Below are 12,280 nucleotides of genomic sequence, written 5' to 3'. Positions count from 1 at the left end.
GGAACCCCTCTCCTTCTCCCGGGTGACGACATTGGTCGGGTTGTGACGCAGCGGAACCGTTTCGGTGTCCCGTCGGGGTGAAATGCGGTCCTAGCTGCAAAAAAAGAGGTGTACCCCATAGGGGAATGCGAAAAAGGTAGTTTCGAAATCGTTGGAACTCCGGCGGGTGCGAGCCCGCTTTTCTCTGGAGAGGGAGAATGTGGTGAAAACCGATCGTGCGGTTGGCCGTGCCGTGCTCGTGGCGGCGACGCTGGCGGTTCTGCTGCCGTTCAGCGTGGGGACCGCTCAAGCCACTCCCGCCTCCACCGCCTCCGGCAACGGTGTCGCGGTGGGGAATGTCGGCGGAAACGACAACGACGTCGAGGTCGGTAACCACCGTGCCGTGGGAAACCGCGTCGGTGTGCGCAACGACGATGCGAACCGCAACCGGACGGGCGTTCGCAACAAGAACGCCAACCACAACGACACCGTGGTCGGCAACGTCGGCTCCGACGACAACGACACCGGTGTCGGCAACGTCAACGCCAGCGGCAACCGCACCGTGGTGCGGAACAAGAACGCGCACGGCAACCGCACCACGATCGTCAACCACGGCTCCGGAGACTCCGAGGGCGACCTGGACGAGGCCACGGGTGAGAGGGGGGCCGCCCGCGGCGCCGCGGCGCGGAGCTCGGACAACAACGACGTCATCGCCGTCAACCGCGGCGCCAACCGCAACGACGCTCTGGTGCTCAACCGGCTCGCCAACCTGAACAAGGTGGCGATCGGCAACATCCACGCCGACGACAACCGGTCCCGGGTGGTCAACGCCGGGTCCGACCGCAACCGCACCGCCGTGGGCAACAACGACGCCAACGGCAACGACACCGACGTGGTCAACCTGCGCTCGCACCGCAACACCACCGTCGTCAGCAACAACGGCAGCGACCGGAACCAGTCGGCGGTCCGAAACGGCTCGTCGCACCGCAACACCACGGTCATCAGCAACAACGGCAGCCACGGCAACAGCGCGATCGTGGACAATTCCCACGCCAACGGCAACACCACGGTGATCAGTAACAACGGCGGGAGCCGGAACACCGTTCGCATTGGCAACAGCGGTACCAGTGTGGAGATCGACAGGGGCTGAGTGACGACACTTTTCCGACCGGCCCGTGCGCGAGTCCCAGTACTCGCGCACGGGCTTTCCCTCATGGGTGAATAGTCGTGATCGAGATGACTGTTGTTAACCTCTTGGTCGCGAAAAGGACACCTTTTTGCGCAGTCAAACACAATCGACGGGTGGAGTGAACGAGTTGTCTGTCAAGTCGCGCGTTACGGCCGTTCTGGCGGCGGCCACGGGTCTCATGGCGGTCGGTGCGCCCGCGAACGCGATCGGTGTCGGAGTGGATACCCGCCCCACCGCGATCGAGGTTCTCAACAACGTCAGCGTGCTGCCCGTGCAGACGTGCGGCCTCGCGCTCCCGCTGGGCGCGCCCGGTGGGAGGCCGCAGTGCGCGAATGCCCCCGTGGGTGACGACGTCGAGGAGCTGATCACCAACAGCCACGTCGGTCCCTGACCGCCGCGGCCACCGCGAGACGGGGAGGGTGTCTGGAGTTCCTCGGCGCCCTCCCCACGAGTTCTCCCGGCCACCCCATCGTGTGCGTGGCGTTCCCGTCTCCGGCGCCCGAAAACGGCTAAGACGTAAGGGGAACTGCGGTGGACGGGGGAGGCGCGTGCGGGACAGGGTTTCGATCCGGGTGTCGAACAAGCTCGACATCACCAACCTCACCTGGGACGACGAACCCGTTCGGCGGCCTGGGAAATCGCCGCTCAAGCTGCTCGCGCTGTGCGTGCTCGCCGGGGTGCTGGTGGCGGCGGTGCTCTTCCCCTTCGTCGGAGGGGCCGGGCTGGTGGCGGTGCGGGCGAGCGACACTGTGGACACCACGGCGGCGGAGCTGGTGCGGAAGGACCCGCCGCTGCTGACCACGATGCTCGACACCAACGGCAAGCCGCTCGCGCACGTCTACGACCAGTACCGCGTGCTGGTCCCCGCCGACCGGATCGCCGTCACCATCAAGGCCGCGATCGTGGCGATCGAGGACCACCGCTTCTACGAGCACGAGGGCGTCGACCTGGTCGCCATCGGCCGCGCGCTGATCACCAACAGCCTGCAGGGCAAGGTCTCCCAGGGCGGCTCGACGCTCACCCAGCAGTACGTCAAGAACTACCTCACGCACATCGCCGCCGAGACGAAGCTGGAGCAGACCAAGGCGCGCGAGCAGTCCGCCGCCCGCAAGCTGCGCGAGCTGCGCACGGCGTTGCAGCTGGAACGCCTGCTGAGCAAGGACGAGATCCTGGCGCGCTACCTCAACACCGTCCCCTTCGGACAGAACTCCTACGGGATCGCCGCCGCCGCGCAGACCTACTTCGGTGTCGCCCAGGAGACGCTGACGGTCGCCCAGGCCGCCCTGCTCGCCGGGATCGTCAACGAGCCCAGCGGCCTGAACCCCTACCGCTTCCCGGAGCGGGCGCTGGCGCGGCGCAACGTGGTGATCGACGAGATGGCCAAACAGCACCGCATCCCGCCCGAGATGGCCGAGGTGGAGAAGCGGGCGCCGCTCGGGCTGGCCCCGGAGACGGCCCGCCCGCCCAACGGCTGCATCGGCACCGGCGACGCCGGCTACTTCTGCGACTACGTGCTCAAGTACCTCGGCAGCGCCGGACTGTCCCGCGAGGAGCTGCGCAGGGGCGGCTACACGATCAAGACCACATTGGACCGTGACGCGCTGACCAAGGCCAAGACGGCGGTGGACGCCCAGGTCCCCCCGGACACCGAGCACGCGGCCAACGCGATGGCGATCGTCAAGCCGGGCAAGGACAAACACCGCGTCGTCGCGCTCGCCGCGAACCGGGTCTACGGCCTGGACCGGGACAGGCACGAGACCACGCTCGGGCTGCCCTACGCGATGCAGAACCTGGGCGCGGGGTCGATCTACAAGATCTTCACGGCGGCCGCGGCACTGGAGAAGGGCGGCGGCATCAACGACTCCCTGCCGGTGCCCGGCTCCTACACCTCCACCGTCTTCCTCGGCGGCTCGGCGAGCTGCCCGATGGGCGCGGAGGGGCTGCGGAAGTACTGCGTGCAGAACGCGGGGGAGTACCCGGAGCGGCTGTCCCTGCAGGACGCGCTGGCGACCTCGCCCAACACCACCTTCGTGCACCTGCTGGAACGGGTGGGCGTGTCCTCCGCGGTGGACATGGCGCAGCGGCTGGGGCTGCGGTCGCTGGCCACGGTCCGCGCGGGAGAGGACCCGAAGAAGCGGCCGATCGGGAAGTTCTTCTCCGAGCAGAACTACGGCTCCTTCACCCTCGGCCCGACGCCGACCAGCACCCTGGAGCTGGCCAACGTCGGCGCGACCCTGGCCAGCGCGGGCACGTGGTGCCCGCCGAGCCCGGTCGAGGAGGTGCTCGACCGGCACGGCAGGCGGGTCCCGGTGCGCGAGCAGCAGTGCGCGCAGGTCGTGGAACCCGGGCTGGCCAACGCGATGACAGTCGGGCTGAGCAAGGACTCGGTGTCCGGCACGGCGGCGGTGGCGGCGAAGGCCTACGGCTGGGACCGGCCGATGGCGGGCAAGACCGGCACCACCCAGGAGCACAAGTCCTCCGGTTTCCTCGGTTACACGCCGCAGCTGTCGGCCGCGGTGTTCACCTTCGACGACTCGCCGGCGCCGACGACGCTGTGCGACCCCGGCGGGTCGCTGCCGCCGCGCCCGTGCTCCGGTGGGCGCTACATCTACGGCGGCAAGTACCCGGCGCGCACCTGGTTCCACGCGATGAACGGCGCCGACGGCCAGCCGGGGATCATGACCGCGATGGAGCCCGCCGAGCTGCCTGCGCTGGAGGACCGCTACGCCGATGGCGAGGAGCGGGACACCGGTGCCAGGGTCGAGCAGGACCGCGCTCCCGGTGTGACCGGCCTCGGGGTCACCGACGCGCGGGAGCGGCTGGAGAAGGCGGGCTACACGGTCCGGATCGTCACCAGGGCCAGCCAGAAGGCCAAGGGCACGGTGATCGGCCAGAGCGGCGGCGCCGCCGCGGGCGCCGTGGTCACGCTGCAGGTCAGCAGCGGGGTGACGGTGGCGGCGCCCGGTACCGGGACGCCCGCCGCACCGGGGACGCCGTCCCCGACGAGCAAGCCGAGGCCCAGGCCCTCCGCCGCCACCCAGCCGCCCACCACGACCGGACCGAAGCCCACCCGCACCTCGGGTTAGGGGCGCACCACGCTGTTGGTGATCAGCTCGGAGAGGTGGTCACCGACCGGCGCGTTCTCGCACGAGGCCGACCCGCCGCACAGCTGCACCGGAAGGACGCTGACGTTGTTCAACGCGCGCAGGCCCAGCGGCTCGTCGTTGAGGACGACGGCGGCGTTCGCGGGCGAAGCACCGGCGAGGACTCCGGCCACGGCCACGACGACGCCCGCGACGCGAGTGGAAAAAGACATGGGTGAGCACTCCAGTCAACAGGGGACTGCGCCGGAATCCGTTGCCGGCGCGGGGAAAAGTCAGGCTAGCAACGAAACCTCCCGCGCATTCGGGGGGTCTTGCGCCATTCCGCTGCCCCGGGGCGAGAAGATGATCTCCGAGAGAGTTGGTGTCCCGGAGAGCGCGACGAAGGTGGCGGCGGTGCCTCAGCACGTGGTGGCGGTTGCGCGCGCGACCGTGCAACAGGCGGCGGGCCTGGTCGCCGCGATCTTCCTCCTCCTCGGCATCTGCGGACTGGTCCCCGGGCTGACCACCGAGTACGGGCTGCTGAAAATGGCAGGTCCGCGCTCCGCCGCGCAGCTGTTCGGCGTCATCGACGTCTCCGTGCTGCACAACGTGATCCACCTGGTCTTCGGGGCCGTCGGCCTCACCCTCGGCAACACCCGGCAGGGCGCGCGGCGCTTCCTGGCGGTGGGCGCCGCCGCGTCACTGGCGCTCGGTGTCTACGGGCTCGTGGTGCCGCGCGCCAGCCCGGCGAACGTGGTCCCGTTCGACGCGGCGGGGAGCTGGCTCCACGTCGGGCTCGCGGCGATCATGGCGGCGCTGCTCCTGTGCTGGCGCGCGCCAGAGAAGATCGCCCACACAGGTGAACCGCTGCGGCGAAAGGAAGACGTCTCGTCCTTCGGCTGACGGTATGTCCGCCGTGGTGAAACTCGCTACGCTCGTCGGCAATCAAGATCCGCACGCGTACAACCGGGGAATGTCCAGTGAAGGCCAGCAGCGACAAGCTCTACGGAACGCCGTACGAATCCGCGCCGTCGCTGCGGGTCGGCGCCACACGGTCCGGTTCCGCCACGGTGGTCACGGTGGCCGGAGAGATCGACATGTACTCCGCGCGCGAGCTGGAGCTCGCGCTGACCGGGCACGTGAGCTCGGGGGCCGGGGTCGTTGTCGTCGACCTCGACGGGGTGTCGTTCCTGGGCTCGGTCGGGCTGGCCGTGCTGCACCAGGCGGCGGTGGGCGCGGCCGACCAGGGCGTCGCGCTGCACCTGGCGGTGACCACCAAGGTGGTGACGCGGGCGCTGGACGTCTCCGGCCTGACCCAGGAGTTCTCGCTGCACCGCAGCGTCCAGGAGGCGGTCGCCCACGGAGACCGCGGCCGCGCCCCGCTGCCGGTCAGCGAACGTCGCAGCTGAGCTCCGCCCACACCGTCTTGCTGTGCGCGCGGGTGATCACGCCCCAGTGCCGGGCGAGCCGGTCGATCAGGATGAGCCCGCGGCCCCGGTTCCCGCCGAGCCGGGAGCCCCCGGGATGCGGCACGCCCACGGTGTCGCCGTCGTCGACCTCGATCCGGACCAGCCGCTGCTCGGTGAACCGGCGCAACGAGAACCGCCGTGGCGGGCCGCCGTGGTCGTAGGCGTTGCTGACCAGCTCGGTGGCCAGCAGCTCGGCGGCGTGCAGGCACGCGTCGCTCTCCCCGGCCAGTGCCGCGCGCACCCGCTGGCGCAGTGCCCGCAACGGTGGCACCGCGTGTCCGCTGAGGTCGAGGCTGAACCTGCCCGGCAGCGTGGGATCGGTCATCGCTCCTCCGCTGTCGCCCGTCCGCCCGTGGATTGTGTACTACTCGGTCGCCAGGCTGTTCGGGCCCCCGTGGGACCGAGCTGACCTCCAGGCCGTCGCCGTGCGGATTCCCGTTGTGGCGCAACGGAATTGCGCTGGACGGGAGAACCGTGCTCAGCCCAGGTGCCGCGCATGCCAGTGCCGTCCTCGGCTGGGACGCCAGTGCCGGCCGCGCCGGGGGAGGACCGGAGGGTGGGACGCGGAGAGGTCCGGGTTGCGCGCGGCGAACTCGTCGGCGGTGATGCCCATCAGCACCAGGTAGTTGATCCTGCCGCGCAGGACCTCGGTGTCGCGCACCCGGTCCTCCTCGCGGAAGCCGAGCACGCCGTGCAGCGACAGCGAGGCGAGGTTGCCGCCGTGGATGCTGACCTCGCACTTGCGGTAGCGGCGCTGGCCGAACATGTGCGCGAGCAGGACGGTGATCGCGTCCGCGGCGTACCCGCAGCGCCGGTGCCGCGGCCCGATCCCGATGCCGTAGCTGAACCGGTCGGACCTCGGGTCGGCCTGGATGCTCCACATTGACCCGACCAGCATCCGGCCGTGCAGCGCCTCGATCGCGAACTGCGCGGTGTCACCGGAGTCGGCCACCCCCGCCCGGTGCGCGGCCCAGTGCCGGTACCCGCCGACCTGCGGGGGGTGGTCGCGGGCCGAGTCCCGGTCGAACCCGGCGAGCGTGCGGCGGTCCGCGGCCTCGACCGCGCGAAGCCGGACCTTCCGTCCCAGCCAGCTCGCCGGAGGGGCCGAGTCCGGACCGCCGCGGCTCGCCGATCCGGGGCCGGTCGGGTGGATGATCATCGGCGCCGACCATACCGGGCTTCGCGGCGTCCGCGCAGGGGCGGTTCGGGGGTTCGCAACCGGTCCGGACCCCGCCCGCGTCGACCGGTCAAGTCTTGCCACAGGCACGAAACCAGTCAGGCGAGGCTGAGCTGCCCGGCGGGCACGGCGCGCGGACCGAGGTCGCCGCTGCGGTAGTGCCGCCGGCACAACACCTGGTAGCGCACGGTGCTCTCCTCGCCGGTGGCCTCGTGATCCTCGGCGGGCTCGTTGTCAGTGTTGTCCGTGTTGTCGGCGGTATCGGCGGTGTCGGCGACCAGCACGGTGTCGCCCTCGCGCAGGACGCGGTTGTCCTGGGTGCGGGCGTTGAACCGGCCGGGCAGCCCGCACCAGCACAGCACCTCGACCTGGACCGGGTGCAGCTCGTCGGCCAGCTCCACCAGCCGCTGGGCGCCGGGGAAGAGGTGGCTGCGGAAGTCGATGGCCAGCCCGAAGCAGTAGACGTCCACCTGCGCGTGGTCGGCGAGCTCGGCCAGCTGCTCGACCTGGCAGGGCGACAGGAACTGCGCCTCGTCGACGATGAGGTAGTCCACCCGCTGGTTGCCCGCCCACTGCGCGCGGACCAGCTCCTGGATGTTCATCTCCTCATGGACCTCCACCGCGGCCCTGGTGATCCCGATCCGGCTGGAGATCGTCGGCGTCCCCGAGCGGTCGTGCCGCACCAGCAGCAGGCCGCGGCGGCCCTGCCGCGCGTGGTTGTGGTCGATCTGCAGCGCCAGGGTGGACTTGCCGCAGGCCATCGGCCCGAAGTAGTACCGGATCCTGCCGGGCACGGGGTGCTCGCCGCGCGCGGCGGCGGAGGGCACCGACGAGAGGGCGTGCGTCGCGTCCACGGCAGGGGGGTGTCCGGTCTGAGTCACGGGCGCCGACCCTAACGGGTGGTGGGCAGCGGGCGTCCCCCGGCACGCGGTTCCCCTGACCCTCGTCCCGGCTCGCTCGCGGCGACGACACCCGGTCGAGCCGGAGGGTGACGCCGCATCGCTTGTGCGGCAACGACTCTGAGGTATGGGTGTGCGGTATGGGCACCGGGGCGGGTGGCGTGGTCGACGTGCCGCGGCCAACCCGCCCCGGTTCCTCATCCCGTGACGGTCACCACGTCACGGGGAGGTCGATCGGACCGCGGATGAGGGCGTTGGTGTGCCAGCGCACCTGCGCGGCCGGGATCGCCAGACGCAGGTCGGGAAGTCGGGTGAGCAACGTGCCGACCAGGACCTCCAGCTCCATCCGGGCCAGGGCCGGGCCCATGCAGTAGTGCGGGCCGTGGCCGAAGGCCAGGTGCGGGACCTCCTCGCGTTCCAGGTCGATGCGGTCGGGGTCGGGGTAGACCTCCGGGTCGCGGTTGGCGGCGACGTAGGAGACGTAGACGACCTCTCCCTCGCGGACCAGCACCCCGCCCACCTCGACGTCCTCGGTGGCCACGCGCGGCATCCCGATGCCGTTCTTGTGCGGGATGAACCGCAGCAGCTCCTCCACCGCCCGCGGCACCAGTCCGGGCTCGCCGCGCAGCCGGGCCCACAGCTGGGGCCGGGTGAGCAGGAGGTAGATCATGTTCGAGCCGTTGTTGCGGACCGCGTGCCAGCCGTTGAACTGCAGCAGCAGCGACAGCCCGACCAGCTCCTCCTCGTCGAGCACGCCATCGGCCTGGGCGGCCACGAGCTTGCTGACCAGGTCGTCCTCCGGCCGGGCGCGGCGCTGGGCCGCCAGTGCGCGGAAGTACTCCCCGGACTCCTGCTTTGCTCTGTTCGCCCGGTCCGCCGCGGCCTGGTCATGGGCGACGGACAGGACCGTCTGCGCCCACTCGGTCATCCTCGGCCAGTCCACCGCGGGGACGCCGAGCAGCTCACCGATCACCCGCACGGGGAACGGCGAGGTCACCTGGCGCACCAGCTCGCCGGCCCGGCCGGCCCCGGTCATCGCGTCCACCAGCTCGTTGACGACCTGCTCCGCGTGCGGACGCAGCTTCTCGGCACTGGCATCGGTGAACGCCTTGGCGACCACCCGGCGCACGCGGGCGTGCTCGGGCGGGTCGGAGTAGCTCACCGCCCGCTCCAGCGGGATGTGGTGGCGGGTCATCTTCGTGACCGGCCTGCCCAGCGTCGCGGCGCGGCTGAAGCGGGGGTCCGATGCGACGAACTTGACGTCGGCGTAGCGGGTCATCAGCCAGGCGTCGCCCTCGCCGTAGGGCAGCCTGATCCTGGCGACCGGCTCGTCCCGGAGCAGCTCGGCGAGCACCGGGTCGAACTCCAGCCCCGGCAGGTCGCCGACCTCGTAGAGCCGTGCGGGACAGTTGGCGGTCATCGGCGTCGTACCTCCCGGTCACGCGGTGGCGAAGGACAGGTTCGTAGTGGGGGCGTCCAGCGTGCTCTGCTGCCAGGTGCCGACCGCCATCTCGGCGGTGATCCCGGGACCGAAGCCCGCGATGACCCCGCGGGCGTTGTCGGTGAGGCAGTCCTCGGCGAAGAGCCGGTCCAGGGCGTCCAGGACCACGGCGCTGGCGATGTTGCCGTACTCGGTGAGAGTGGCCCTGCTGTGCCGGAACATCTTCGACGGCACCGACAGGAACGTGGCCAGGTCGTTGAGGATGCGGGGCCCGCCCGCGTGCACGATGTAGAAGTCCAGCTCGGAGGCGTTCCAGCGGTGGCTGGCCACCAGCTCCCGCATCGCGGGAGCGAGCGGGCGCATCGTCCCGGGAACCCGTTTGTCCAGCTGGAAGTGGAAACCGGTTGCCTTGACCGCGTAGGAGATCCAGTCCTCGGTGCCCGCCACCAGGTGCGAGGCGTTGCGCTCCAGCCGGACGCCGGTGCCGCCGGAGCCGCGCACGACCGCCGCCGCGACCGCGTCGCCGAACAGGCCGTTGGACAGCAGCATGCCGACGCTGTCGTCGGTGGGCTGGTAGCACAGCGAGCAGAACTCGCAGGCGACGATGAGCGCGTTCGCCTCCGGGTAGGCCCGGCAGAAGTCGTGGGCCCGGTTGATCGCCGCCCCGCCCGCGGCACACCCCAGCTGGGCGATCGGCAGCTGGCGGGTCCCGGGGCGGAAGCCCATCGAGTTGATCAGCCACGCCGTCATCGACGGCATGGTGAACCCGGTGCACGAGACGTAGACGATCAGGTCGATGTCCCCGGCGTCGAGCTCGGCGTTCTCCAGCGCCCTGCGGATCACCGGGGGGATCCGCCGCTTCGCGTGCTCGGTGTAGATCCGGGTCCTGGCCTCGAACCCCGGGTGCTCCAGGGTCTTGGTGATCGGCTGGATGATGTGGCGCTTGCGCACCCCGGTGTTCTCGATCAGGCGCAGGACGAGTGGCAGGTTCGGGTGGTCGGCGTGCAGTCGGCGGGCTAATGCGAGAGTTTCCTCCATGGTGATGATGTGGCCTGGAACAGCCACCGCGGGTCGGCAAAGGACCACCATCAATTTCTCCTTCCTTCAGCTTGTCCCCAGGGGGACGGGGCACGGTCGTGCGGATTCACGGCCATGAGCGTTCGAGCACGGTGAAGTTGCTTGCGGAGACATCGGAGACCCGTTGTTGTCGGGAAATCGCGGGTCGCGCGGCCTGTGCCGGGGTTCCGGCCCGTGCTGCGGGACGCGTTGCGGACTTGTCGGCCGTCTCACCAGGACACGTGCGGAGACGAGGTGCTCACGCATGCCTCGGAACGCCTCGCCGGAGGCGCGTGCGTTTCGCCTTCCGCGAAGCGTTCCGTGTGTTCTGTGCTTGGCGCCGAAATCGCTGCGTTCTCTGTACCAATTCCCATTGGCGTCCATGGCGGAGAAAGCTCTCGCACAGCTTTACGTCAAGGAGGCCGTGGGGCATGAGCGAGTGCCACGCGAGGTCTCGCGCGGGGGCTCATATGGCGAACGCAGACAGCCAGGTGTTGGGGGAGAGCTGTGCCAGGTGCGGCCCCCGGTGCGAGGCGCTGGGGTGCCGACCCTGTGAAGCTGACAATCACCGGGCGTAGCCGAGTATCACTTTCGGGCTCCGCGCCCGGCGGTACCAGGGTCCGATGGCGGCCATGATCGGGACTTCCGGCCCTGGCGAGGTCCGCTCGGCGTCGCTGGCGGCCACTATGCGTGATCATCCAGTTTTGGCGAACGGTTCATCAACAAATGCTTGGTGGACGTGAACGGTCCGGTTTCGTTTACTGGCCGCGTGACGACCTCCCCCTCGGCCCGCGGTGGTGCCGCCATGGCGCTCGGCGCCATGCTCTGCGTCCAGCTGGGTCTCGCGCTGTCGGTGAGCCTGTTCGACCGGATCGGGCCGGACGGCGCGGCGTGGCTGCGGCTCGCCTGGGCGGGTGTGCTGCTGCTCGTGCTCGTCCGGCCCCGGCCGTCCTCGTTCAGCGGGGCGACGCTGCTGGCCGGTGTCGCGCTCGGGGCCGCGACGGCGGGGATGACCATGCTGTTCATGGCGTCCGTCGCGCGGTTGCCGCTGGGCACGGCCAGCGCGCTGGAGTTCCTGGGACCGCTCGGCGTCGCGGTGGCCCGTGGGCGGGGCGGGCGCAAGCTGTGGCCGGTGCTCGCCGCGGTGGGAGTGGTGCTGCTGACCGAGCCCTGGCGCGGCGGCGCCGATCCGGTCGGCGTCGCGTTCGCCCTCGGAGCGGCGGGGTGCTGGGCGGCCTACATCCTGCTGACCCAGCGGGTGGGGGACGAGGCATCGGGTGTCCGGGGCCTGGCGATCTCGATGCCGACCGCGGCCGTCATCGCGACGGCCTGGGAATGGCCGTCGGTGTCCGGCTACCTCACCTGGGAGCTGCTGCTCACCGGGCTCGGGCTGGCGCTGCTGCTGCCCGTCGTCCCGTTCAGCCTGGAGATGCTCGCCCTGCGCAGGCTCACCACGGCGGCCTTCGGGACCCTGATGAGCGTTGAACCCGTCATCGCGCTGGTGACCGGGTTCGTGGTCCTGGGCCAGGCTCCGTCCGCCACCGCCCTGGCCGGGGTCGGGTTCGTCGTCGTCGCCTGTGTCGGCGCGGAACGCAGTGGTGGCCGTGAGGCCGTTACCGCGCCGAAGTCCTGCGCGGACGCTGTGTCCTCAGTGGACTCCGTGGCGTCTGGGCCCGCTGATGGCAGGATGGTGGGGTGACCACGCCGTCATCGCTCGCGGATGTCCGTACCCGCATCGACGCGCTCGACGCCGACCTCGTGCGGCTGCTGGCCGAGCGGCAGGCCCTGGTCCGGGCGGCCGCCGCGTTCAAGGCCGACGAGCAGGCCGTCCGCGCGCCCGACCGGGTGGAGCGGGTGATCGCGGCGGTGCGCGGCAGAGCCGTCGAGGCCGGGCTGTCCCCGGAGGTCGCCGAGTCCGTGTGGCGGGCGATGATCGCGGCGTTCGTCGAGCTGGAGCTCGCCGAGCACCGCGCGGACCGGTGAGGCG

At 70.7% G+C, this 12,280-nt stretch carries 13 protein-coding genes; 7 read left to right on the top strand and 6 right to left on the bottom strand.

From position 1 onward, the window contains the following. Positions 1-202 precede the first annotated feature (202 nt). The 3 genes from ACFFQA_RS09225 (at position 203) to ACFFQA_RS09215 (ending at position 4,254) form a co-directional block, all read left to right on the top strand. The gene (locus tag ACFFQA_RS09225) at positions 203-1,129 is read left to right on the top strand and encodes a hypothetical protein (RefSeq protein ID WP_377851283.1); all 927 of its coding nucleotides are present in this window, start codon (positions 203-205) and stop codon (positions 1,127-1,129) included. Between the two features lie 157 nt (positions 1,130-1,286). After that, on the top strand, positions 1,287-1,559 hold the full coding sequence (locus tag ACFFQA_RS09220) for a hypothetical protein (protein WP_377851282.1): 273 nt from the start codon (positions 1,287-1,289) through the stop codon (positions 1,557-1,559). Positions 1,560-1,716: 157 nt separating this feature from the next. Then, positions 1,717-4,254, top strand: a complete 2,538-nt coding sequence (locus ACFFQA_RS09215; protein WP_377851281.1) for a penicillin-binding protein — start codon at positions 1,717-1,719, stop codon at positions 4,252-4,254. On the opposite strand, the gene ACFFQA_RS09210 is transcribed toward ACFFQA_RS09215, so the two are convergent. Then, complete coding sequence (locus ACFFQA_RS09210) at positions 4,251-4,484, bottom strand: hypothetical protein (RefSeq protein ID WP_377851280.1); 234 nt, start codon at positions 4,482-4,484, stop codon at positions 4,251-4,253. The genes ACFFQA_RS09215 and ACFFQA_RS09210 overlap by 4 nt on opposite strands. A 130-nt stretch (positions 4,485-4,614) precedes the next feature. Between ACFFQA_RS09210 and ACFFQA_RS09205 the strand changes: the two genes are divergently transcribed. Together ACFFQA_RS09205 and ACFFQA_RS09200 are read left to right on the top strand one after the other, a co-directional pair. Continuing rightward, positions 4,615-5,154 (top strand): DUF4383 domain-containing protein, encoded by a 540-nt coding sequence (locus tag ACFFQA_RS09205; RefSeq protein WP_377851279.1) that lies wholly within the window; start codon positions 4,615-4,617, stop codon positions 5,152-5,154. A gap of 77 nt (positions 5,155-5,231) precedes the next feature. Beyond that, on the top strand, positions 5,232-5,660 hold the full coding sequence (locus ACFFQA_RS09200) for an STAS domain-containing protein (protein ID WP_377851278.1): 429 nt from the start codon (positions 5,232-5,234) through the stop codon (positions 5,658-5,660). Here ACFFQA_RS09200 and ACFFQA_RS09195 read toward each other — a convergent pair. From ACFFQA_RS09195 to ACFFQA_RS09175, 5 genes are all read right to left on the bottom strand, one after another. Then, the gene (locus tag ACFFQA_RS09195; RefSeq protein WP_377851277.1) at positions 5,641-6,045 is read right to left on the bottom strand and encodes an ATP-binding protein; all 405 of its coding nucleotides are present in this window, start codon (positions 6,043-6,045) and stop codon (positions 5,641-5,643) included. The two genes, ACFFQA_RS09200 and ACFFQA_RS09195, sit on opposite strands and share 20 nt — an antisense overlap. 153 nt (positions 6,046-6,198) lie before the next feature. Next, the gene (locus tag ACFFQA_RS09190; RefSeq protein ID WP_377851276.1) at positions 6,199-6,879 is read right to left on the bottom strand and encodes a GNAT family N-acetyltransferase; all 681 of its coding nucleotides are present in this window, start codon (positions 6,877-6,879) and stop codon (positions 6,199-6,201) included. Between the two features lie 116 nt (positions 6,880-6,995). Beyond that, positions 6,996-7,778, bottom strand: coding sequence for a thymidine kinase (locus ACFFQA_RS09185; protein WP_377851275.1), 783 nt, complete (start codon positions 7,776-7,778; stop codon positions 6,996-6,998). A 229-nt stretch (positions 7,779-8,007) separates the two neighbouring features. After that, positions 8,008-9,216, bottom strand: coding sequence for a cytochrome P450 (locus ACFFQA_RS09180; protein WP_377851274.1), 1,209 nt, complete (start codon positions 9,214-9,216; stop codon positions 8,008-8,010). Positions 9,217-9,234: 18 nt separating this feature from the next. Further along, positions 9,235-10,275 carry a type III polyketide synthase gene (locus tag ACFFQA_RS09175; RefSeq protein ID WP_377851273.1) on the bottom strand — a complete coding sequence of 347 codons (1,041 nt, stop codon included), beginning with the start codon at positions 10,273-10,275 and terminating at the stop codon, positions 9,235-9,237. A gap of 787 nt (positions 10,276-11,062) precedes the next feature. Here ACFFQA_RS09175 and ACFFQA_RS09170 point away from each other — a divergent pair. Both ACFFQA_RS09170 and ACFFQA_RS09165 read left to right on the top strand, forming a co-directional pair. After that, a complete protein-coding gene (locus ACFFQA_RS09170) occupies positions 11,063-11,992 on the top strand; it encodes an EamA family transporter (protein WP_377851272.1) in 930 nt (309 codons plus the stop codon). Next, complete coding sequence (locus ACFFQA_RS09165) at positions 11,989-12,276, top strand: chorismate mutase (protein ID WP_377851271.1); 288 nt, start codon at positions 11,989-11,991, stop codon at positions 12,274-12,276. The genes ACFFQA_RS09170 and ACFFQA_RS09165 overlap by 4 nt, the downstream gene beginning before the upstream one ends. Positions 12,277-12,280 lie beyond the last annotated feature (4 nt).

This window comes from Allokutzneria oryzae (assembly GCF_042429765.1).
In the GTDB taxonomy this organism is placed as follows: Bacteria; Actinomycetota; Actinomycetes; order Mycobacteriales; family Pseudonocardiaceae; genus Allokutzneria; species Allokutzneria oryzae.
The sequence above is the reverse complement of the archived record's forward strand: the minus strand, read 5'-3'. Positions and strand labels throughout refer to the sequence as shown.

Coding starts and splice junctions, on each gene's coding strand:
- ACFFQA_RS09210 (WP_377851280.1), bottom strand. CDS start 4,484: ATGTCTTTTTCCACTCGCGTCGCGGGCGTCGTCGTGGCCGTGGCCGGA.
- ACFFQA_RS09205 (WP_377851279.1), top strand. CDS start 4,615: ATGATCTCCGAGAGAGTTGGTGTCCCGGAGAGCGCGACGAAGGTGGCG.
- ACFFQA_RS09195 (WP_377851277.1), bottom strand. CDS start 6,045: ATGACCGATCCCACGCTGCCGGGCAGGTTCAGCCTCGACCTCAGCGGA.
- ACFFQA_RS09190 (WP_377851276.1), bottom strand. CDS start 6,879: ATGATCATCCACCCGACCGGCCCCGGATCGGCGAGCCGCGGCGGTCCG.
- ACFFQA_RS09180 (WP_377851274.1), bottom strand. CDS start 9,216: ATGACCGCCAACTGTCCCGCACGGCTCTACGAGGTCGGCGACCTGCCG.
- ACFFQA_RS09175 (WP_377851273.1), bottom strand. CDS start 10,275: ATGGAGGAAACTCTCGCATTAGCCCGCCGACTGCACGCCGACCACCCG.